The 20,923-nt window shown below is 72.5% G+C and carries 21 protein-coding genes; 9 read left to right on the top strand and 12 right to left on the bottom strand.

Features of this window, described 5'->3' with window-relative positions; genetic code table 11:
• The first annotated feature begins 60 nt into the window (after positions 1 to 60).
• The gene (locus tag ACE3UN_RS14860; RefSeq protein ID WP_374675750.1) at positions 61 to 1,977 is read left to right on the top strand and encodes a M48 family metalloprotease; all 1,917 of its coding nucleotides are present in this window, start codon (positions 61 to 63) and stop codon (positions 1,975 to 1,977) included.
• A gap of 23 nt (positions 1,978 to 2,000) precedes the next feature.
• Here the strand turns inward: ACE3UN_RS14860 and ACE3UN_RS14855 are convergent, their stop codons facing one another.
• The 4 genes from ACE3UN_RS14855 to tkt form a co-directional block, all read right to left on the bottom strand.
• Complete coding sequence (locus ACE3UN_RS14855) at positions 2,001 to 2,498, bottom strand: hypothetical protein (RefSeq protein ID WP_374675749.1); 498 nt, start codon at positions 2,496 to 2,498, stop codon at positions 2,001 to 2,003.
• 86 nt (positions 2,499 to 2,584) lie between these two features.
• Positions 2,585 to 3,586: a type I glyceraldehyde-3-phosphate dehydrogenase gene (gap, locus tag ACE3UN_RS14850; protein WP_374675748.1), complete on the bottom strand. Its 1,002-nt coding sequence runs from the start codon at positions 3,584 to 3,586 to the stop codon at positions 2,585 to 2,587.
• 39 nt (positions 3,587 to 3,625) lie between these two features.
• Positions 3,626 to 4,576 (bottom strand): hypothetical protein, encoded by a 951-nt coding sequence (locus ACE3UN_RS14845; RefSeq protein ID WP_374675747.1) that lies wholly within the window; start codon positions 4,574 to 4,576, stop codon positions 3,626 to 3,628.
• 32 nt (positions 4,577 to 4,608) lie between these two features.
• A complete protein-coding gene (gene tkt / locus ACE3UN_RS14840; protein ID WP_374675746.1) occupies positions 4,609 to 6,666 on the bottom strand; it encodes a transketolase in 2,058 nt (685 codons plus the stop codon).
• Positions 6,667 to 6,826: 160 nt separating this feature from the next.
• Between tkt and speD the strand changes: the two genes are divergently transcribed.
• The 4 genes from speD to map all read left to right on the top strand — a co-directional run bounded on the left by speD (position 6,827) and on the right by map (position 9,101).
• Positions 6,827 to 7,255, top strand: coding sequence for an adenosylmethionine decarboxylase (gene speD / locus ACE3UN_RS14835; protein WP_374675745.1), 429 nt, complete (start codon positions 6,827 to 6,829; stop codon positions 7,253 to 7,255).
• A gap of 8 nt (positions 7,256 to 7,263) precedes the next feature.
• Positions 7,264 to 7,974, top strand: coding sequence for an NDP-sugar synthase (locus tag ACE3UN_RS14830; RefSeq protein ID WP_374675744.1), 711 nt, complete (start codon positions 7,264 to 7,266; stop codon positions 7,972 to 7,974).
• Between the two features lie 63 nt (positions 7,975 to 8,037).
• On the top strand, positions 8,038 to 8,310 hold the full coding sequence (locus ACE3UN_RS14825) for a ParD-like family protein (protein WP_374675743.1): 273 nt from the start codon (positions 8,038 to 8,040) through the stop codon (positions 8,308 to 8,310).
• Positions 8,307 to 9,101: a type I methionyl aminopeptidase gene (gene map / locus ACE3UN_RS14820; protein ID WP_374675742.1), complete on the top strand. Its 795-nt coding sequence runs from the start codon at positions 8,307 to 8,309 to the stop codon at positions 9,099 to 9,101. Before ACE3UN_RS14825 ends, map begins: the two co-directional genes overlap by 4 nt.
• A 40-nt stretch (positions 9,102 to 9,141) precedes the next feature.
• Here the strand turns inward: map and ACE3UN_RS14815 are convergent, their stop codons facing one another.
• Complete coding sequence (locus tag ACE3UN_RS14815) at positions 9,142 to 10,122, bottom strand: potassium channel beta subunit family protein (RefSeq protein WP_374675741.1); 981 nt, start codon at positions 10,120 to 10,122, stop codon at positions 9,142 to 9,144.
• Positions 10,123 to 10,352: 230 nt separating this feature from the next.
• Positions 10,353 to 12,152, bottom strand: a complete 1,800-nt coding sequence (locus ACE3UN_RS14810) for a glycoside hydrolase family 15 protein (RefSeq protein ID WP_374675740.1) — start codon at positions 12,150 to 12,152, stop codon at positions 10,353 to 10,355.
• 88 nt (positions 12,153 to 12,240) lie between these two features.
• On the opposite strand from ACE3UN_RS14810, the gene ACE3UN_RS14805 reads away from it, so the two are divergent.
• The 3 genes from ACE3UN_RS14805 to ACE3UN_RS14795 all read left to right on the top strand — a co-directional run bounded on the left by ACE3UN_RS14805 (position 12,241) and on the right by ACE3UN_RS14795 (position 15,744).
• Positions 12,241 to 14,505 (top strand): trehalose-6-phosphate synthase, encoded by a 2,265-nt coding sequence (locus ACE3UN_RS14805; RefSeq protein WP_374675739.1) that lies wholly within the window; start codon positions 12,241 to 12,243, stop codon positions 14,503 to 14,505.
• Entirely contained in the window at positions 14,483 to 15,244 is a 762-nt protein-coding gene (otsB, locus tag ACE3UN_RS14800) for a trehalose-phosphatase (protein WP_374675738.1), read from the top strand. Before ACE3UN_RS14805 ends, otsB begins: the two co-directional genes overlap by 23 nt.
• A 110-nt stretch (positions 15,245 to 15,354) precedes the next feature.
• Positions 15,355 to 15,744: a hypothetical protein gene (locus ACE3UN_RS14795; protein ID WP_374675737.1), complete on the top strand. Its 390-nt coding sequence runs from the start codon at positions 15,355 to 15,357 to the stop codon at positions 15,742 to 15,744.
• Here ACE3UN_RS14795 and ACE3UN_RS14790 read toward each other — a convergent pair.
• Positions 15,726 to 16,673 carry a TerC family protein gene (locus ACE3UN_RS14790; RefSeq protein ID WP_374675807.1) on the bottom strand — a complete coding sequence of 316 codons (948 nt, stop codon included), beginning with the start codon at positions 16,671 to 16,673 and terminating at the stop codon, positions 15,726 to 15,728. The genes ACE3UN_RS14795 and ACE3UN_RS14790 overlap by 19 nt on opposite strands.
• A 50-nt stretch (positions 16,674 to 16,723) precedes the next feature.
• Positions 16,724 to 17,146 carry a TerB family tellurite resistance protein gene (locus ACE3UN_RS14785; protein ID WP_374675736.1) on the bottom strand — a complete coding sequence of 141 codons (423 nt, stop codon included), beginning with the start codon at positions 17,144 to 17,146 and terminating at the stop codon, positions 16,724 to 16,726.
• Positions 17,147 to 17,261: 115 nt separating this feature from the next.
• Here ACE3UN_RS14785 and ACE3UN_RS14780 point away from each other — a divergent pair, with 115 nt between their 5' ends.
• Positions 17,262 to 18,170 (top strand): LysR family transcriptional regulator, encoded by a 909-nt coding sequence (locus ACE3UN_RS14780; RefSeq protein ID WP_374675735.1) that lies wholly within the window; start codon positions 17,262 to 17,264, stop codon positions 18,168 to 18,170.
• A gap of 7 nt (positions 18,171 to 18,177) precedes the next feature.
• Here ACE3UN_RS14780 and ACE3UN_RS14775 read toward each other — a convergent pair whose 3' ends face one another.
• The 4 genes from ACE3UN_RS14775 to ACE3UN_RS14760 all read right to left on the bottom strand — a co-directional run bounded on the left by ACE3UN_RS14775 (position 18,178) and on the right by ACE3UN_RS14760 (position 20,905).
• Positions 18,178 to 18,597, bottom strand: coding sequence for a VOC family protein (locus ACE3UN_RS14775; protein ID WP_374675734.1), 420 nt, complete (start codon positions 18,595 to 18,597; stop codon positions 18,178 to 18,180).
• Positions 18,598 to 18,637: 40 nt separating this feature from the next.
• Positions 18,638 to 19,618: a sodium-dependent bicarbonate transport family permease gene (locus ACE3UN_RS14770; RefSeq protein WP_374675733.1), complete on the bottom strand. Its 981-nt coding sequence runs from the start codon at positions 19,616 to 19,618 to the stop codon at positions 18,638 to 18,640.
• A gap of 39 nt (positions 19,619 to 19,657) precedes the next feature.
• A complete protein-coding gene (locus ACE3UN_RS14765) occupies positions 19,658 to 19,825 on the bottom strand; it encodes a hypothetical protein (protein WP_374675732.1) in 168 nt (55 codons plus the stop codon).
• A 177-nt stretch (positions 19,826 to 20,002) separates the two neighbouring features.
• Positions 20,003 to 20,905 (bottom strand): GNAT family N-acetyltransferase, encoded by a 903-nt coding sequence (locus tag ACE3UN_RS14760; RefSeq protein ID WP_374675731.1) that lies wholly within the window; start codon positions 20,903 to 20,905, stop codon positions 20,003 to 20,005.
• Between the last annotated feature and the right edge of the window lie 18 nt (positions 20,906 to 20,923).

Here is a 20,923-nt window from a genome sequence, read left to right as displayed (position 1 = left end):
GACGCCGCAGCCGCGAGAAGACGGCAGGCGCGACACGCATCGACTTGGAGAGGGAGAGCCATGCACATCGACCAGTTCACGGCCATGGTCTCGCGCCTGGAGCGCGAGAGTGCCGAGGCGCCGCGTCTGTACCGGGCCAAGGTGGCGCTGCTGGCGCTGCTGGGGTTCGCCATCCTGGGGATGCTGCTCGGGCTGGCGGGCGCGGGGCTCGTGCTGCTGGCCGGCTTGGCGGCCGCGGTGGCCTTCAGCGGCGGCACGGCGCTGCTGCTGCTGCTGAAGCTGGGCAAGCTGCTGCTGCTGTTCGCCATCCCCCTGTGGTATCTGGTGAAGGCGTCGCTCAAGGCGCTGACGGTCCGGCTGCCCGTGCCCCAGGGGCGCGAGATCACCCGGCGCGAGGCGCCCGCGCTGTTCAGCGCCATGGACGCCATGCGCCAACGCATGCGCGGCCCGCGCTTTCACCATGTGCTCATCGTCGACGCGGTGAACGCTGCGGTGGTGCAGCGGCCCGCCTTCGGCCTGGTGGGCTGGCCGCGCAACTACCTGCTGCTCGGCCTGCCGCTGCTGGAAAGCATGCCGCCCCAGGAGGCGCTGGCCGTGGTGGCGCACGAGTACGGCCACCTGGCCGGCTCGCACGGGCGCTTCTCGGCCTTCATCTATCGATTGCGCCACACCTGGGGCACGGTGCAGGACCACGCCGGGCAGGTGCAGGGCTGGCTGGGTCGTCTGGTGGCGCCCCTCGTGCGCTGGTATGCACCGTACTTCAACGCCTACACCTTCGTGCTGGCCAGGGCCGACGAGTACCAGGCGGATGCAGCGTCGGCCGAGCTGGTCGGTGCCGACCACGCGGCCCATGCCCTGAAGCGCGTCAACCTCGTGGCGCCGCTGCACCAGCGTTTCATGGCGCGCACGTTCGACCGCATCGTGCATGAGCCGGTGCCGCCCGCGGACCTGATGCAACGCTGGGCCGAGCACGCCGGCGAGGCCCCGGCGGTGGACGACGCGCCGCGCTGGCTGGCCGAGGCGCTGGACCGGCCGGGACAGGTGACCGACACCCATCCGACGCTGCGCGCCCGGCTGCAGGCCATGCGGGCCTTGCCGGCCGCAGCGCTCGAGCCGGCCTCGGCGCTGCCGCCCGCGCTCACCGGCGACAGCGCGGCCGAGGCGTGGCTGGGCGCACTGCTGGCGCCGCTGCGGCAGGAACTGCAGTCCCGATGGAAGGACGCCGTGAGCGAGCCGTGGGCCGAGCGGCATGCCGACGTCCAGGCCCAGCTCCGGCGCCTGGCCGAGCTGCGCGCCGCCCCCCAGCGCACCGTGGACGAGGACATCGAGCGCCTGCGGCTGATGCTGCGGCTGGAGCCGGACTCCGACGTGGTGGACCAGATCGCCGCGTTCAATGCGGCCCATCCCGACCATGCACTCGGCCTGTTCCTCGAAGGTGCCGCCCGCGTGGACCGCGACGACGCCACCGGCCTGGCCCTTCTGGAGCGTGCGGTGGCGCTCGACCCGGAAGCGACCAAGGCGGCGTGCGAGCGTGCCCACGATCATCTGCGCAGGCAGGGGGACGTCGAGGCGGCCGAGCGCCATGCGGAGCGCTGGCGCCAACGCGATGCGCTGGAGACGCTGCGCGCGCAGCAGCTGCAGCACATCGGCCCCGGGCAGCGGCTGCTGCCCGACGGGCTGGACGACGCGACGCGCGCCGCCATGCGCGCGCAGCTGGCGGCCCACGCCCACCCGCGCGTGGCCGCGGTGTACCTGGCGCGGCGCGAGATCCCGGCCGATCCCACCGCGGTGCAGTTCGTCATGGCCTTCCAGCTCACCTGGTGGGGCCGCTACCGCCGCCGCCGGGCGGAGGTGGTCCACCACCATGCCGCGCTCGACTGGCCCGTGCCGTTGATCTTCGTGACGCTGGACGGGCGGCTCAAGCCCTTGCGCAAGGCGCTGCGCGAGCTGCCGGCTGCGCGCCTGGACGGCGGCTGACGCGCCGGCCATCGGGGCGCCGCTCAGCGTTCGCCGTAGGGCACCGGTTCGTCGGCCTGGCCGCCCGGGAACAGGCCCGGTGCCACGTTCCGGTGGGTCAGCCGGGCACCCTCCGGCATGGGCATCACGCTGATCATGCCGCGGTTGCGCGTGCGAAACGAGGTGGCGTTGAGCTGGTAGAGCCGCCCGGCCTCCACCTCGAGGCCGGTCTGCCCTTCGCCCACCTCCGTCGGCGACTGGTACCGGATGGACAACTGGTGCGGCCCGGGGCGCAGGTAGACCACCGAGGCGCAGCCGCCTTGGGGCGTGGCCGGCCTGCCGTCCACCTGGCAGATGTAGCCGGATTCATACCGGGGCCGCCCGTCGAGGATGAAGACGGTGGCCACCTCGGACTCGGGCAGGGTGGGCCCGTCGTAGCCCTTGGCGCGCGTGACGGGTGCCGGGGGGAACGTCACGCTGGCACAGGCCGCCAGCGAGGCGGCCGCGAGGCAGGCGGCGGTGGCGGTGATCGCACGCTTCATGGAGTGGTCGCCGCGTCGGGCGGTGCTGAGGGAACGGAAAAGGGGCCCGCAGGCCCCTTGGTCGTCGATCGGCGGGCCGATCCGGATCACTTGGCCATCACGCGGGCCATCTCCAGCACCTTGTTGGAGTAGCCCCACTCGTTGTCGTACCAGGCCACGACCTTGACGAAGGTCTTGTCCAGCGCGATGCCGGCCTCGGCATCGAACACCGAGGTGCAGGGCTCGCCGCGGAAGTCGGTGGCCACCACCTTGTCCTCGGTGTAGCCCAGGACGCCCTTCATGGCGCCTTCGGAGGCGGCCTTCATGGCGGCGCAGATCTCCTCGTAGCTGGCGTCCTTGACCAGCTCCACGGTGAGGTCGACCACCGACACGTCGCTGGTGGGCACGCGGAAGCTCATGCCGGTGAGCTTCTTGTTCAGCTCGGGGATCACCACGCCCACGGCCTTGGCGGCGCCGGTGGAGCTGGGGATGATGTTCTCCAGGATGCCGCGGCCGCCGCGCCAGTCCTTGTTGGACGGGCCGTCCACCGTCTTCTGGGTGGCGGTGGTGGCGTGCACGGTGGTCATCAGGCCGCGCTTGATGCCGAAGGTGTCGTTCAGCACCTTGGCCACCGGGGCCAGGCAGTTGGTGGTGCACGACGCGTTGGAGATGATGGCCTGGCCGGCGTAGCTCTTGTCGTTCACGCCGTACACGAACATCGGCGTGTCGTCCTTCGAGGGCGCCGACATGATCACCTTCTTCGCGCCGGCCTTCAGGTGCTTCTCGGCGGTTTCCTTGGTCAGGAACAGGCCGGTGGATTCCACGACGATGTCGGCGCCGACCTCGTCCCACTTCAGCTCGGCCGGGTCCTTCACCGCGGTCAGGCGGATCTTCTTGCCGTTGACGATGAGCGTGTTGCCGTCCACCGCCACCTCGCCCTTGAAGCGGCCGTGCACGCTGTCGTACTTCAGCATGTAGGCCAGGTAGTCGGGCTCCAGCAGGTCGTTGATGCCCACGACCTCGAAGTCGTTGGCGAAGTTCTGCACCGCAGCGCGGAACACCATGCGGCCGATGCGGCCGAAGCCGTTGATACCGATCTTGATCGTCATGTCAGCAACTCCAGGTTGAAGCGAAGGAAGAAGGCAGGTTCACAGGTTGATCTTTGCGCAGGGCACGCTCAGCAAGAGGTCGTCCGCGTACACGGCTTCCAGCTGCGTGCCGCGCATGTTCAGCTCGATGCCCTGGAGCCAGTCCACGAGGGGACGGCGTGAGGGCTCGAAGCTGTCGAGCTGCACCACCTTGTTGGGTGCATGGGGCTGCAGGTAGGTGAGCCGCACGTCGAAGGGGCAGTCCATCTGCGTGAAGTCGAAGGCCAGCCGCTGGTCGCGGATGCCCTTGACGGCGGGCAGCAGCTGCATGAGCGTGAGGGGCTTGAACCCGACGGCGGGAGCGCCTTCGAGCCGGAAACGGAACTGGAGGTCCTGTGTCACGCTCTCGCCGCCCGGGTGGCAGTCCATGCGGTAGCCCTTGACCCATTCTTCCACGCCGGTGTGCAGCGGGCCGTTCCCCGTGGCGGACCACACCTGCGCGATGGGGGGCGTGTCGGCGGACCGGAACTCCAGCCGTGTCTGGACACTGCCCTGCCGCAGCGCTTGCCGGGCGTCCGGGGGGTAGGCCGGCGACTTCGCGCCCGACACATGCCGTACGCACGCCCACAGCGCCTGGCGGCGCTCGACCTCGGGGTCACGTGGCTCCGACGCCGCGACGCGCTGGTCATCCGGCTTGAACACGTACTCCAGGATCACCCGGCCCTGCGAGACACCGCGGTCCACGCACGGCAGGCGGAAGGTGTTCACATGGAACTTCACCGCGTCGACGAGCCGTTCGTCCGCATCGGCGGGGAGCACCGACACGGCCGGGCCGCGGTCGGGCGAGTGGAAGAGCAGCTCCACCTGCACCCTGCCGCCCTTGCCGTCCTTCCAGGCGTCGAAGGGATAGGCCAGCGCGTCGCGCTGCGCCTTCGCGGGCTTCAGGCACTGCAAGGTGATGGAGGGGTCGATGACCGGCACCTGGGCCCAAGTGGCCGTGGATGCACTCAAGAGCAAGACGATGCCCAGATGCCGGGACGCTGTCATTTGCCGAGGACCTTTCTCACGGTCAGCGCCACGTTCTCGGGCGTGAAGCCGAAGAGCTTGAACAGCACGCCGGCGGGGGCGGATTCGCCGAAGCGGTCGATGCCCACCACGGCGGCGCAGCCGTACTTCCACCAGAAGTCGGTCACGCCGGCTTCCACGGCGATGCGCGGCAGCTTGGGCGGCAGCACGGCGGTCTTGTAGGCCATGTCCTGGCGGTCGAACACGGTGGTCGACGGCATGGACACCACGCGCACGGCGATCTTCGCCTGCGCCAGCAGCTGCTGCGCATGCAGCGCCAGCTGCACCTCGGAGCCGGTGGCGATGATCACCGCCTGGGCCGCCTTCTTCATGCCCACGTCGCTGGGCTCGGAGAGCACGTAGGCACCCTGGGTGATGACGTCGGCGTCGGTCTTGGGCGCGTAGGGCAGGTTCTGGCGCGACAGCAGCAGCGCGGTGGGGCGGTGCTTGTTGGCCAGCGCCATGGTCCAGGCCACGGCGGTCTCGGTGGTGTCGGCCGGGCGCCAGACGTCGAGGTTGGGGATCAGCCGCAGGCTGGCCGCGTGCTCGATGGACTGGTGCGTGGGGCCGTCCTCGCCCAGGCCGAGGGAGTCGTGCGTGAACACGTGCACCACGCGGCGCTTCATCAGCGCGGCCATGCGGATGGCGTTGCGGCTGTAGTCGCTGAAGGTGAGGAAGGTGCCGCCGTAGGGGATGTAGCCGCCATGCAGCGCGATGCCGTTCATGATGGCGGCCATGCCGAACTCGCGCACGCCGTAGTTGATGTGGCGGCCCACGCGGCCCAGCTCGTCCTTCACCACGGCGCCCGCGGCGTCGAAGCGCAGCGCCGGGGTGCTCTTGGTGTTCGTCAGGTTGGAGCCGGTCAGGTCGGCCGAGCCGCCCAGCAGCTCGGGCAGGGCGGCGGTGAAGTGCTCAAGCGCGAGCTGGCTGGCCTTGCGGCTGGCCACGGTCTCGGCCTTGTCGTGCGCGGTGCCCACGGCCTCCACCGCGATCTCGGCGAAGTGCTTGGGCAGCTCGCCGGCCATGCGGCGCGTGAACTCGGCGGCCAGCTCGGGGAAGGCGGCGCTGTAGGCGGCGAAGCGGGCGTCCCACTCGGCCTCACGCTCGGCGCCGGCGGCGCGCTGGTCCCAGGCGGCGCGCAGCGCATCGGGCAGCTCGAAGGGCTCGTGCGCCCAGCCCAGGGCCGCGCGGGTGAGTGCGATCTCCTCGCCGCCCAGCGGCTCGCCGTGGGCCTTGGCGGTGCCGGCGCGGTTGGGCGAGCCCTTGCCGATGGCCGTCTTGCAGAGGATGAAGCTGGGCTTGTCGGTGCTCTGGCGCGCAGCGGCCAGGGCGGCATCCAGCGCGTCCACGTCGTGGCCGTCGACCGGGCCGATCACGTTCCAGCCGTAGGCCTTGAAGCGCGCGGCGGTGTCGTCCACGAACCAGGGGGCCACCTGGCCGTCGATGGAGATGCCGTTGTCGTCGTACAAAGCGATCAGCTTGTTCAGCTTCCAGGCGCCCGCCAGTCCGCAGGCCTCGTGGCTCACGCCTTCCATCAGGCAGCCGTCGCCCAGGAACACGTAGGTGTGGTGGTCGACGATGGCGTGGCCGTCGCGGTTGAACTCGGCGGCCAGCAGCTTCTCGGCCAGTGCCATGCCCACCGCGTTGGTGATGCCCTGGCCCAGCGGGCCGGTGGTGGTCTCGACGCCCGGCGTCACGTCCACCTCCGGGTGGCCCGGCGTGGCGCTGTGCAGCTGGCGGAAGGCCTTGAGCTGCGCCACCGGCAGGTCGTAGCCGGTCAGGTGCAGCGCGGCGTAGATGAGCATGGACGCATGGCCGTTGCTCAGCACGAAGCGGTCGCGGTCGGCCCACAGCGGGTTGGCCGGGTTGTGCTTGAGGTGGCGGGTCCACAGGGCCTGGGCCATCTCGGCCATGCCCATCGGCGCGCCCGGGTGGCCGGAGTTGGCCTGCTGCACGGCGTCCATGGCCAGGGCGCGGATGGCGTGGGCCAGGGGCAGGACTTGGGCGGGGGCGGAGGTGAGCGTGTCGGCAGGCATGGGCAGGAAGGCGGCCCGGCGGGCGACGGACGGCCGCGCTGGGGGAGCTGCGGTGGGCCGGGCCGACGGGCGGGCGGGGGGAGGACGGAGCCCGCGATTTTAGTCGCCGCCCCGCGCGGCGGGCGGGCGTCGGCGGCGGCGGCCCGGATAATCGGCCGCCATGCACGGTTTGCACCTCACCGCCGACCTGCGCGGCTGCGACGCCGCGCTGCCGCTGATGACCGAGCCGGCGGCGCTGCGCGCGCTGTGCATGGGCGCGGTGCAGGGCGTGGGCCTGCAGCCGGTGGGCGAGCTGTTCCACCGCTTCGCGCCCCGGCCGGGCAGCCTGCAGCCGGCCGGCGTCACCGGGGTGGTGTTGCTGGCCGAATCGCACCTGGCGGTGCACACCTGGCCCGAGCTGGGCGCGGTGACGCTGGACGTCTACGTGTGCAACCTGGGCGCGGACCATTCCGCCGCGGCCGAGGCGCTGCTGGCGGCGCTGCAGCAGGCCTTCGCACCCGCCGCGGCGCAGGTGCAGCGGCTGCAGCGCGGGCAGGGCCGGCCGGCGGACGCGGCCGATGCGGCCGACGCCGCGGAGGCGGTGCGATGACCGCTGCCATGTCCCGCCCGCCGCGTGCCATCGTGCTGGCCGCCGGCCGCGGCGAGCGCATGCGCCCGCTCACCGACACCTGCCCCAAGCCGCTGCTGCCCGTGCGGGGCCGGCCGCTCATCGAGTGGCACCTCGTGGCGCTGGCGGCTGCGGGCGTGCGGGAGGTCGTGATCAACGCCGCCTGGCTGGAAGAGCAGTTCCCCGCCGTGCTGGGCGATGGCGAGCGCTTCGGCCAGCGCCTGCACTACCGCTTCGAGGGCCGCGACCACGGCGGCGCGCTGGAGACCGCCGGCGGCATCGCCAACGCCCTGCCGTGGCTGGCGCCCGAGGGCGACGACGCGCCCTTCTGGGTCGTCTCGGGCGACGTGTTCCTGCCCGGCTTCGGCTTCTCGCCGGCGGACGTGGCGGCGTTCGGGGCGCGGCCCGGGTTGTTGGCCGAGCTGTGGCTGGTGCCCAATGCGCCGCACCATCCGCGCGGCGATTTCGGCATCGACGCGCAGGGCCTGGCCGTGGCCGACGCCGCCGAGCGCTACACCTGGGCCAGCGTGGGCCTGTTTCGCCCGTCGATGTTTGCCGGCATCCCGCCCGGCACCCGCCTGCCCCTGCGCCCGCGGCTGGACGCCGCCATCGCCCAGCGCCGCCTGGCCGCCCGCCTGTGGCCGGGGGAGTGGACGGACGTGGGCACCCCGGAGCGCCTGGCCGCCCTGAACGCGGGCTGAGGGCAGGCGGCGGATGCGCGCGGGCCGTATGCAAACAATATACGTTCCGTATATGATCCGCCCATGGGCATCGTCAAGATCTCGGACCAGACGCACGAAAACCTGCGCGTCGCCAGTACGGCGCTGAGCCGGTCCATCAACGCGCAGGCCGAACACTGGATGCGCATCGGCATGCTGGCCGAGCTGTACCCGCAGCTCACGCACAGCGACCTGTGCCAGCTGCTGATCCAGGCGGAGCTCGCGGGCGGGCTGGACCTGGCCCGGCTGGCCGCCGGTGCGCCGGGAGCGGGCGCGAGGCTGGCGACGGGCACGCGCTCGCCCCGGGTGCCCTCATGAGGCAGCCCATCCCCCGCCATTCCCCCGCCGACATCGCCCAGGCGCGCGAGGCCGGCCGGCTGGCCGCCGACGTGCTGCGCATGATCGCGCCGCACGTGCGTGCGGGCGTCAGCACCGAGGAGCTCGATGCGCTGTGCCACGACCACATCGTGCACACGCTGGGCGCGGTGGCGGCCAACGTGGGCTACCACGGCTTCCCCAAGACGGTGTGCGCGTCGGTGAACCATGTGGTGTGCCACGGCATCCCCTCGGCCGCCACCGTGCTGGCCGATGGCGACATCGTCAACATCGACGTGGCGGTGCAGCACCAGGGCTGGTTCGGCGACACCAGCCGCATGTACTGCGTGGGCACGCCGCGTCCGCTGGCGCGCCGCCTGGTGGACACCACCTACGAGGCCATGCGCGCGGGCATCCGCCAGGTGCGGCCCGGCGCCACGCTGGGCGACGTGGGGCATGCCATCCAGCGCGTGGCGCAGCGCGAGGGCTTCAGCGTGGTGCGCGAGTACGGCGGCCACGGCATCGGCCGCATCTACCACGACGCGCCGCACGTGGCCCACTTCGGCCAGCGCGGCCAGGGCCTGCGCCTGGAGGAGGGCATGGTGTTCACCATCGAGCCCATGCTCAACGCCGGCCGGCGCGAGATCCGCGAGCTGGCCGATGGCTGGACGGTGGTGACGCGCGACGGCTCGCTCTCGGCGCAGTGGGAGCACATGGTGGCCGTCACGGCCAGCGGCTTCGAGGTGCTCACCGCCTGGCCGGACGGCGAGGGCGGCTACCCGCCCATCGCCTGACCGGGCCGCGGGCCCGACGCCCGCGGGCCCGCGCCGGCGACTACTTGGCCAGCGCCTTCGTCGCCTCGTCGATGCGCGCCATCAGCTCGGGCGTCAGCCGGTCGGCCACCGCCAGCGCGCCCAGGTTGCTCTGCAGCTGCTCGGCCTTGGAGGCGCCGGTGATCACGCTGGACACGCGCGGGTTCTTCGTCGCCCAGGCGATGGCCAGCTGCGCCAGCGTCGCGCCCAGCTCGTCGGCGATGGGCTGCAGCCGGGCCACGGCGGCGTTCTTCGCCGGGTCAGTCAGGCCCTCGCGCAGGAAGGACATGGTCTCCATGGCACCGCGCGAGCCCTCGGGCACGCCGTTCAGGTACTTGCCCGAGAGCAGGCCCGACGCGAGCGGGCTCCAGGTGGTCAGGCCCAGGCCGATGTCGTCGTAGAGCCGGACGTACTCCTGCTCCACGCGGCTGCGGTGGAACAGGTGGTACTGCGGTTGCTCGACCACGGGCTTGTGCAGGTGGTGGCGCTCGGCGATGTCCCAGGCCGCGCGGATCTCGCCCGCGCTCCACTCGCTGGTGCCCCAGTACAGCGCCTTGCCGCGGGTGATCATGTCGCTCATGGCCCACACGGTTTCCTCGATGGGCGTGTGCGGGTCGGGGCGGTGGCAGTAGACCAGGTCCACGAAATCCAGCCCGAAGCGCTGCAGCGAGCCGTCGATGGCCTGCAGCAGGTACTTGCGGTTGAGCGTATGGCGCCGGTTGATGCCGGGCTCGCTGCGGTCCAGGCCCCAGAAGAACTTGGTGGACACGACGTAGTCCAGCCGCGGCCTGCCCAGGCGTTTGAGCGCCTGGCCCATGACCTCCTCGCTGCGGCCGGCGGCATAGGCCTCGGCGTTGTCGAAGAAGTTGATGCCGGCGTCCAGCGCCGCGGCCATCATCTCGACGGCGGCGTCGACATCGACCTGGTTGTGGTACGTGACCCAGGAGCCGAGCGAGAGCTCGCTCACCTGGAGGCCGGCACGGCCGAGACGGCGGTAGCGCATGGAGTCTCCTTTTTGGAAGAGAAGCTTATCGCGGCGCGGCCCAGCCGCCGCCCGCCCAGTGGCGTGCGTGGATCCGGCTTCGCCGGTCCGCTGCGCGAGCCCCCTCGTGGGGCCGAGGCGGGACATGGACAGTCCTGAGGACTGGCCGTGCCTGCCGAGGGGCCGGGCCTCCGTGCCCGGCGCGGCCTGCAAGGCGCCCCCTGGCAAGGGGGCGTGGGGGCACCATGTCTCTATACCGCATCGGCCCAGGGTGCCGAGAGTTGCATCGCGCCGCTGATGATGCCCACCATCGAATAGGTCTGGGGGAAGTTGCCCCACAGCTCGCCGGTGTGCGGGTCCAGGTCCTCAGACAGCAGGCCCACATGGTTGCGGCGCGCCAGCAGGGCCTCGAAGGCCTCGCGCGCCTGCTCGCGCCGGCCGGTGCGCGCCAGCGCATCCACGCGCCAGAAGGCGCACACGTTGAACGCCGTCTCGGGCTTGCCGAAGTCGTCCCGGCCCTCGTAGCGGCGCATGAACGGGCCGTCGCACAGCGTGCGCTCCAGCGCGTCCACCGTGCTCATGAAGCGTGGGTCGTGCGCCGGCAGGAAACCCACCTCGGCCATCAGCAGCACGCTGGCGTCCAGGTCCTGGCCGCCGAAGCTCTCCACGAAGGCCTGGCGCTTGTCGTTCCACGCCGCCTCCAGGATGCGGCGGTGGATCAGATCCGCGCGCTCGCGCCAGAAGCGCTGGCGCTCGGGCTGCTTCAGCACATAGGCGATCTTGGCCAGGCGGTCGCAGGCGGCCCAGCACATCAGCGACGACGAGGTGTGCACGCGCGCCCGCGTGCGCAGCTCCCACATGCCGGCATCCGGCTGGTCGTGCAGCGCGAAGGCCTGCTCGCCCATGCGCTCGAGCTGCGCGAAATCGCTCGCGTCGGCGCGGCGGAACAGGCGGTGGTCGTGGAAGGCCTGGGAGGACCCCAGCACGATGTTGCCGTAGACGTCGTGCTGGAAATGCTCGTAGGCCTGGTTGCCCACGCGCACCGGGCCCATCCCGCGGTAGCCGGGCAGCTGCGGCTCGATGCGCTCGACCAGCTCACGCTCCAGGTCGATGCCGTACAGCGGCTGCACGTGGCCATCCGAGCTGCGCACGACGTCGTGCAGCCAGCGCAGGTAGTCCTCCATGGTGCCCACCTCGGACAGGCTGTTGAGCGCGCGCACCACGAAGAACGCGTCGCGCAGCCAGCAGTAGCGGTAGTCCCAGTTGCGGCCGCTGTGCGGGGCCTCGGGCAGGCTGGTGGTCATGGCGGCCACGATGGCGCCCGTCTCCTCGAACTGGCACAGCTTGAGCGTGATGGCCGCGCGGATCACCGCGTCCTGGTACTCCAGCGGCACGGCCAGCCGGCGCGTCCACTCCTGCCAGTGGCGCGTGGTCTGCTCCTCGAAGTCGCGCGCGGTGGATTCGATGCCGCCCTCGAAGGTCTCGTCCGGCCCCAGCACCAGCGACAGCGGCGCATGCAGCGAGAACCAGCGCTCGCCGGCCACGTAGGTGGGCGCGGCGCTGGTGTTCAGGCGCAGCGTCTGCCCGGGCAGCACATACCGCAGGTGGTTGCTGCCGCGCGTGATCTCGGGCGCGCGCTGGCCCCACTCGCCGCGCGGGCGCACGACGATGCGGATGCGCGGGTGGCCATGCAGCGGCCGGATGCGCCGCACCAGCTGCGCCGGGCGGAACATGCGCCCGTGGTGCCAGAAGCGCGGGCAGAAGTCCGTGAGCTCGATGGCCTGCCCCTGCGCGTCGTACAGCCGGGTGCGCACGATGGCCGTGCCCGGCACGTAGGCCTGCTCGCTGCGCACCATGCCCTCCAGCTCCACGGACAGCCGCCCGTCCATCGGGTCGTCGGGGGCGCCCAGCAGGGCGTGGAACACCGGGTCGCCGTCGAAGCGCGGCAGGCAGCACCACACGATGTCGCCCTCGCGTTCGATGAGCGCGCCGATGGCGCAGTTGCCGATGAGGGCGAGGTCGAGGTGGGCGGGTCGCGTGGGGTGGGTCATGGTGGGGAGGGCAGCCAGGCCGCGGGCGCGGGCAAGGGCCATACCCGAGCGGGGCGGGCACCGGGTTTGCCCCAGGGGGCGTTGCGCCATGAAAACCCTTCACCTCCAGTTACGTTTCCTCATCCCGCTGCTGCTCACGCTGCTCGTTGCCGCGTTGGTGGCCCTGCCGGTGCTGGACAGCCTCACCCTGCGCTGGTTCGCGCGGGATCTCAACAACCGCGGCACGCTGGTGGCCAACACGCTGGCCGACGCCATCAACGAGGCCCAGATGGACGGCAAGACCTGGCGCGTCCAGGGCCTGTTCGAGCGGGCCCTGCAGGACGAGCGCCTGGTGGCCATCGCCCTGTGCTCACCGAGCAACGAGATGCTGCGCCGCACGGACGGCTTCCCGCCCTCGCTCGACTGCGCGCAGGCGCGCGACATCGCGGTACAGGCGGACCCCCGCCTGGTGGTGGAAGGCGGCGCGGTGCACGTGGGCGTGCATGCGCTGGGCACGCCCGGGCCGGGCGTGGACAGCCTGGTGCTGCTGCACGACCTGAGCTTCATCGACCGGCGCAGCCTGGACACGCGCCGCTACCTCATCGCGTTCATCGTGCTGCTAGGCTTCACCATGGCGCTCATCACCATGGTGGTGGCGCAGATCAGCTGGCGCGGCTGGGTCAACGGCATGCGCGGCATCCTGCGCGGCGAGGGCCTGGTGCGCCCGCTGCTGGCGCCGCCGCCCGAGCTGCAGCCCTTCGCCAGCGAGGTGCGCGCCCGCCTGCGGGACCTGGAGGACGAGTACCGCCGCAGCCTGGACCTGGTGTCCGTGTGGAACCCCGAGCGCCTGCGCTCGCTGCTGCTCACCCAGCTGCGCGGTGACCAGGTGATCGTGGTGTCCAACCGCGAGCCCTACCTGCACGAGCGCACGGACGACGGCCGCGTGATCGTGCGCCGTCCCGCCAGCGGCCTGGTGACGGCGGTGGAACCCGTGATGCGCGCCTGCTCGGGCACCTGGATCGCCCACGGCAGCGGCAGCGCCGACCGCGAGGCCGTGGACGCCCACGACCGCCTGCCCGTCCCGCCGGGCACCAAGGAGTACACGCTGCGCCGCGTCTGGCTCACCGAGGAGGAGGAGCGCGGCTACTACAACGGCTTCGCCAACGAGGGCCTGTGGCCGCTGTGCCACGTGGCCCACGTGCGGCCGGTGTTCCGCGAGTCCGACTGGGAGATGTACCGCCACGTCAACGAGCGCTTCGCCGACGCGGTGGCCGCCGAGGCGCGCAGCGACGACCCGGTGGTGCTGGTGCAGGACTACCACTTCGCCCTGCTGCCCGCGATGATCCGCGAGCGCCTGCCGCGCGCCACCATCCTCACCTTCTGGCACATCCCCTGGCCCAACCCCGAGTCCTTCGGCATCTGCCCCTGGCGGCGCGAGATCATCGAAGGGCTGCTGGGCAGCACCATCCTCGGCTTCCACACCCGCTTCCATTGCAAGAACTTCATCGAGACGGTGGACCGCAGCCTGGAGGCGCGCATCGAGCACGAGCATTCCACCATCGTGTTCCGCGACAAGGAGACGCTGGTCGAGAGCTACCCCATCTCCATCGACTGGCCCGAGGACACCACCGGCTGGGTGCCGGTGGCCGCCTGCCGCCAGCGTGTGCTGCAGCGCCTGGAGCTGCCGCCCGACACCTGCCTGGCCGTGGGCGTGGACCGCTTCGACTACACCAAGGGCATCCTCGAGCGCCTGCACGCGGTGGAGCGCCTGCTCGAGAAGCGGCCCGAGTGGATCGGCCGCTTCGTGTTCGTGCAGGTGGCCGCGCCCACGCGCAGCGCGCTGGAGGAATACCGCGCCTTCCAGCAGCGCATCCACGGCGTGGCCGACCGCATCAACCAGCGCTATGGGCGGCTGGGCTACACGCCCGTGCGCCTGCTGGCCGAGCACCACGACGCCGAGGCGCTGCACGAGCTGTACCGCGCGGCCAACATCTGCGTGGTGACCAGCCTGCACGACGGCATGAACCTGGTGAGCAAGGAGTTCGTGGCCGCGCGCGACGACGAGCAGGGCGTGCTGGTGCTCAGCCGCTTCGCCGGTGCCGCGCGCGAGCTGAGCGAAGCCCTCATCGTCAACCCGTACCACGTGGAAGAGACGGCCGATGCGCTGCACCGCGCCGCCACCATGCCCGCGGCCGAGCAGCGCGAGCGCATGGCCAGCCTGCGCATGACCGTGCGCGAGAACAACGTCTTCCGCTGGGCCGGCCGCATGCTGGCCGACGCCGGGCGCTTCCGCCTGCGCGAACGCATCGCCGCCCGCGTGCAGCGCCACACCCTGCCTGATACCGCCGAGGATGAAGCGCCTGTTCACACCTGAGGGCGAACTCGCCCTGCGACACACCATGCGGCAGCGCCCGCTGCTGGCGTTCGACTTCGACGGCACCCTGGCGCCCATCGTGGCGCGGCCCGCCGACGCCCGCGTGCCCGCGGCGGTGGCCGACCGCCTGCAGCGCCTGGCCGCGCGGCTGCCGCTGGCCGTCATCTCGGGCCGGCGCGTCGACGACCTGCGGCGCCGCCTGCCGTTCCGCCCCTGGCGGCTGGTGGGCAGCCACGGCGCCGAGGACGACGGCCACGCCCAGGCCAGCGCCGACAACGCCGCCGCGCTGGTGCCGGCGCGCCAGCGCCTGGCCGGCCACCTGGAGACGCTCACCGCGGCGGGGGTCGCCATCGAGGACAAGGGCATGTCCATCGCGCTGCACTACCGGCTCGCGGCGGACCGCGAGGCGGCCCAGCGCGCCATCGCGCACAGCATCGCCGGCCTGCCCGACAGCGTCTCGGTGTACGGCGGCAAGATGGTCGTCAACATCGTGGCCGCCCAGGCGCGCGACAAGGCGGACGCCGTGGCGGCGCTGGTGGAGGCCGCCGGCGTGCATGCCGCGGTCTTCGTGGGCGACGACGTGAACGACGAGCCGGTGTTCGCGCGCGACGAGCCCACCTGGCTCACCGTGCGCATCGGCCAGGACGACCCGCAGTCCGCGGCGCGCTGGTTCCTGGACGGCCCGGCCGACCTGGCCATCATGCTGGACCGCATGCTGGACGCCCTGCCCGCCCGGTGACATCGGGTTACGGTTTCGTGACGGGGCGCCTGCGACGCCTGTCACGGATGGCGGGCGCGGATGCGCGCAGCTCGTCGGTTACGTGGCGGTACGCCGCTAAGGTGGCGCCCATGCGCACGTCCTGTCCGATGCCCTTTCACGCGGCCCTGGCTGGCCTGGCCCTGGCCGTGGCGGCGCCGGGCGTGCTGGCCCAGGCCCCGGCCGCCTGCGCCGGCCTGCGCGGCGGTGAGCTGGTGATCAGCGCCTCACCCGCCTGCGTGGGCCGGCTGCAGGGCGATGCCGGGCTGAAGCGCCAGGTGGCGTCCACCATCCAGGCCGAGGCCGGTGGCGGCGCGGTGGTGGGGGCGGCCGCGGCCAACGGTCGCCCGGCCGCCGGGGCCCGTCCGCACGGGCTCACCCATCCGCTGGCCCGGCTGTCGTCGCTCAACGCCCAGAGCCGCTACCTCTGGTCGCTGGCCAACCCGGCGCCCAGCTACTACGGTCAGACCGCCACCCGCTGAGGCCGGGTCTTCCACCACGACACGATCACGCCGGCCGCGATCAGGCCGCCGGTGACCGACAGCGACAGCGCCGCGGGCACCTTGCCGAACAGGTCGTGCACGAGGATCTTGCCGCCGATGAACACCAGCACCGCCGCCAGCGCGTACTTCAGGTAGTGGAAGCGGTCCATCATGGCCGAGAGGGCGAAGTACAGCGCCCGCAGGCCGAGGATGGCGAAGATGTTGCTGGTGTAGACGATGAACGGGTCGGTGGTGATGGCGAAGATCGCCGGCACCGAATCCACCGCGAACACCAGGTCGGCCGCCTCCACCATGCACAGCGCCAGGAACAGCGGCGTGGCCCACCACACCGCGCGGCCCGTCTGCGGGTGCGGCTGGCGCACGAAGAAGGCCTGGCCCTGCAGCTCCGGCGTCACCCGCATGTGGCGCCGCAGCCAGCCCAGCAGCCTGCTGTTGGCGATGTCGGGCACCTCGTCCACCGCCTTCCACATGCGGATGCCGGTGAACACCAGGAAGGCGCCGAAGAGGTACAGCGTCCAGGACAGCGTCTCCACCAGCGCGGCGCCCAGGCCGATCATGAGGGCGCGCAGCACGATCACACCCAGGATGCCCCAGAACAGCACCCGGTGCTGCAGCGAGCGCGGCACCGCCAGCGTGCTGAAGATCAGCGCGATGACGAAGATGTTGTCCAGCGACAGCGACTTCTCGATGAGGAAGCCGGTGAGGTAGTCCAGGCCGGATCGCGTGCCCAGCTGCCAGGTCACCCAGGCGCCGAACAGCAGGCCGGCGGTGATGTAGCCGGCCGACAGCATCAGGCTCTCGCGCACGCCGATCTCGCGCTCCTCGCGGTGCAGCACCCCGAGGTCCAGCACCAGCAGGGTGACGACGACGGCGCCGAACACCATCCACAGCCAGGCCGCGTGCCCCATCACCGGGGTGTGCAGCCAGGCGGCATTCAACAGGTTCAGGTCCACGGCCTTCAGCCCTCCGCCGTCAGGTGCTGGAACACCTGCGGCTGCAGGTGCCATTCACGCACGGCCGCGTTCAGCAGCCGCGCCTCGCCATCGGTGAAGCGCTGGTCCACCTCGGCCACCGCCAGGCACAGCGACAGCACCTGCTCGCGCAGCGGCGGCGAGGTGATCTCGGCCAGCAGCGCCCGCAGGGTGTGGGCATCCACGCGGCAGGCATCGCCCCAGGGCATCTCGGGGTGGCTGGTGAGCAGGTCCTCGCACAGGCCGTGCATCACCGCCTGCCACTCGGCCGGCGACAGGCCCAGCCGGCGCTCGCCCGGCAGGGCCTCGACCGCAGCCACCTCGCGGCGGCACAGGTGCCCGTCGGCCAGCATGGCCAGCGCCACGATGCGCGCGGCGGCCTGGGGGCTGTTGGTGGGGTAGCTTCTCATCGGGTGTCCTGCCCATGGGGCGTGTGGGATGACGAGGCGCCACGATAGGCGCGCCGTACTTCGACAAAAAGCACACAATCAGGAACCGGTGCTTCCGGAAAACCGAAAGGTCAGCATGAGCCAGGACTTCAGCTACCGCCACCTCTACTACTTCTGGGTGGTGGCCAAGGAGGGCGGCATGGCGCGCGCTGCCGAGCGCCTGGGCATGGCCGTGCAGACGGTGAGCACCCAGGTGCGCGAGCTGGAGAAATCGCTCGGCCACGCGCTGCTCAAGCCCGCCGGCCGCGGCCTGGCGCTCACCGAGGCGGGCCAGGCGGCGCTGGCCCAGGCGGACCGCATCTTCGCGCTGGGCGAGCAGCTGCCCGCGCTGGTGCGCGACGCGGCGGGCGCGCCGGTGCTGCGGCTGGCGCTGGGCGTGGCCGACGGCCTGCCCAAGCTGGTGGCGCGCCGGCTCATGGAGCCGGTGCTGCACGAGGGCGCGCTGCGGCTGAAGGTGGTCGAGGGCGATTTCGACGAGCTGCTGGCCGGCCTGGCGCTGCACCGGCTGGACCTGGTGCTGGCCGACCGGCCGGCGCCCGCCAACGCCAACCTGCGCCTGTACACCCACGCCCTGGGCCGCTCGGACATCGCCTGGTACGCCGCGCCCGCGCTGGCCGAGCGCGCGCGCGCTGGCTTCCCGCAGAGCCTGGCCGAGCTGCCCGTGCTGCTGCCCGGCGCGGATTCGGCCGTGCGCGTGCACCTGGACCAGTGGTTCGACCGCCAGGGCGTGCGGCCGCGGGTGGTGGGCGAGTTCGGCGACAGCGCCCTGCTCAAGACCTTCGGCGCCACCGGCATGGGCGTGTTCCCCGCGCCCGTGTGGGTGGAGGACGACGTGGTCGGCCGCTACGGCGTGCAGCCCGTGGGCCTGGCCGAACGCGTGGGCGAGGAGTTCTACGCCATCGGCACCGAGCGCCGCGTGCAGCACCCGCTGGTGCAGCGGGTGCTGGCGGCCGCCGCGGCGCCCGCGCCGGCCGCTGCCCCCTGAAGGCGGCTTACCAGCTGCCCGTGTTGGGCATGGACGCCCAGGGCTCGGCGGGCGGCAGCGCGGGGCCCTGCTGCAGCAGCTCGATGGAGATCTGGTCCGGCGAGCGCACGAAGGCCATGCGGCCGTCGCGCGGCGGGCGCAGGATGGTCACGCCATGGTCGGCCAGGCGCTGGCACGCGGCGTAGATGTCCGGCACCGCGTAGGCGATGTGGCCGAAGTTGCGGCCGCCGGTGTAGGCCTCCGGGTCCCAGTTGTAGGTGAGCTCCACCTGGGCATCGTGGTCGCCGGGCGCGGCCAGGTACACCAGCGTGAAGCGGCCGGCCTCGTGCTCGGAGCGGCGCACCTCCTCCAGGCCCAGGGCATCACGGTAGAAGCGCAGCGAGGCGTCGAGGTCCGCCACGCGGACCATGGTGTGCAGGTATTTCATGGTGCCCATTGTCCGCAGACAGCGGCCGCCACGCGCACCGCTAGCCCAACACCCACACGGCGGCGGCCGTGTACAGCGGGATGCCGACCAGGATGTTGAGCGGGAAGGTGATGCCCAGCGACATGCCCAGGTACAGCGCCGGCTGCGCCTCGGGGATGGCGTGGCGCACGACCGCCGGCACGGCGATGTACGACGCACTGGCCGCCAGCACCATGAGCAGCGCCCCGTCGCCCGCCGACAGCCCCGCCGCGGCCGCCAGCGCGGCGGCCAGTGCGGCGTGCACCGGCGGCGCCAGCACGGCGTAGCCCACCAGCGCCGGCGAGCGCCCGCGCAGGCCGCCGATGTGGCGCGCCGCCGTCAGCCCCATGTCCAGCAGGAAGAACGACAGCATGCCCTTGAACAGGTCGCCGGTGAACGGCTTCATCGCCGCCTCGCCCGAGGGGCCGGTGACCAGCCCCACCACCATGGAGCCGATGAGCAGCAGCTGCGCGCCGTCCGTCAGCGCCTCGTGCAGCACATGGCCCATGCGGGCCGGGGGCACGGCCGGGGCGCCTGGCGCGGGGGGCTGACGCCGCCGCACCCAGTTGGCCAGCAGCACCGCCATCACGATGGCGGGCGATTCCATCAGCGCCATCGCTGCCGCCAGATGCCCGCCATAGGCCAGGCCCAGGTCGTCCAGGTGCTGCGTGGCGGTGATGAAGGTCACCGCGCTCACCGAGCCGTAGGTGGCCGCCACCGCGGCCGCGTCGAAGGCCGACAGCCAGCGCCGCAGCAGCAGGAAGCCGGCCGCGGGCACGGCCACCGCCAGCCCCACGGCGATGCCCAGCGCCGAGGCGACCGAGCTGTCCCAGCCGGAGTGGGCGAGCGCGAACCCGCCCTTCAGGCCGAGTGCCATCAGCAGGTACAGCGAGAGAAAGCGCGAGACGGCCGGCGGAATCTCCAGGTTCGACCGCATCAGCCCCGCGGCCAGGCCGAACACGAAGAACAGGATGGCGGGGTCGGGGGTGAAGCCGGTGCTCATGCGGCCCCTCGGCCGGGGCAGGCAGGCGGTGCGTGGCGGTCAGGCACTGGCCACCGCGATGGCCAGGCCGCCCGCGCCGGCAACGGCGGCCAGCAGACGCGCGTCCTCGCGCTGGCCAGCGCGCCACGACGTCCAGGCGGCGTAGACGATGCTGGCCACCACCGCGACCGCGGCCCAGACGTAGCCCGGGATCTCCCATTCCTGCATGTGTGTGCTCCTGGCGTGCCGCCGGCACAGGGCGCACGCAGCGCGGCACGATAGCCACCCGGCCGGCCGCGAGCCAGCAGCGGGCGCGGGAGGGTCAGTTCGGAAAAAACTGAGGAATGAGTGCGGGTGGCGCAGGCTGGGTCGAACCGCACGGGCACGGCCCGGCAGGCTGGCGGCTCAAGCGGCGAGCGGCCGCGTCATCAGCCACTGGTGCAGCCGCTGCCGTGCCGCACCCAGCCGCTGCCAGGCCAGGCCACCCAGGTCGTCGCGCTGCAGCGGCGGCACGCGCAGCGTGCGGCCGGGGTGGCGCGCCTGCAGGGCACGCAGCAGCGCCTCGGCCCCTGCCTGGCCGGCCGACGGGTCCACCAGGCTGTGCACCACCACGGCGGCCGGCTCCGCGGGGGAGGACCACACGATCTGGGCGTCCCCGGCCCGCGCGGCCGCCAGCGACCCCGGCGCGGCCTGCTCGGCCGCGCGCAGCGAGCCGGCACCCACCTGCAGCGGCAGGTCGGGCACGCGCTGCTCGGCCGCGTCCAGCCAGGCGGCGGCCTCGTCCAGCGCCACGTCGTGCGCGGCCAGGGCCGGCGTGGTGGCCGCCGGGGACGCGGCGCAGGCGGGGCCGGCGCCCGGCGCCAGCTCATGGCCGAACAGCCCCTGCGCCACGGCAAACCCGTGCTTCTCGTACAGCCGCACGGCGCGCGTGTTCTGCGCGAACACCTCCAGCTCCACCCGGCCCACGCCGGCGGCCGCGGCGCGCGCCAGGAAGTCGGCCAGCAGCCCCGCGGCCGCGCCGCTGCCCCGCGCCGCGGGCCGCGCGCCCATCACCGCCAGCCGCCACCGCCCCACGGCGGGCCGCGGCGCCACCAGCGCAAAGGCCGTGATCTGCCCGCCGGCGTCCACCGTGGCCCGGCTCTCGGACAGGCTCACCCCCTGCCGCGCCAGGAACCCCGGCCACTGCGCCAGCGTGAGCGTGAACGGGCCGATCAGGTAGTCGGCGAAGGCCTCGGTGAAGGCGGCATGCCAGGTGGCGGGGGGCAGGGCCGTACCCGGCGTGAACGACATGGAGGGATGCAGGTGCATCGGCACACGATAGCCGGG

The sequence above is a fragment of the Ideonella sp. genome, from assembly GCF_041918995.1.
GTDB lineage: Bacteria > Pseudomonadota > Gammaproteobacteria > Burkholderiales > Burkholderiaceae_C > Ideonella.
The sequence above is the reverse complement of the archived record's forward strand: the minus strand, read 5'-3'. Positions and strand labels throughout refer to the sequence as shown.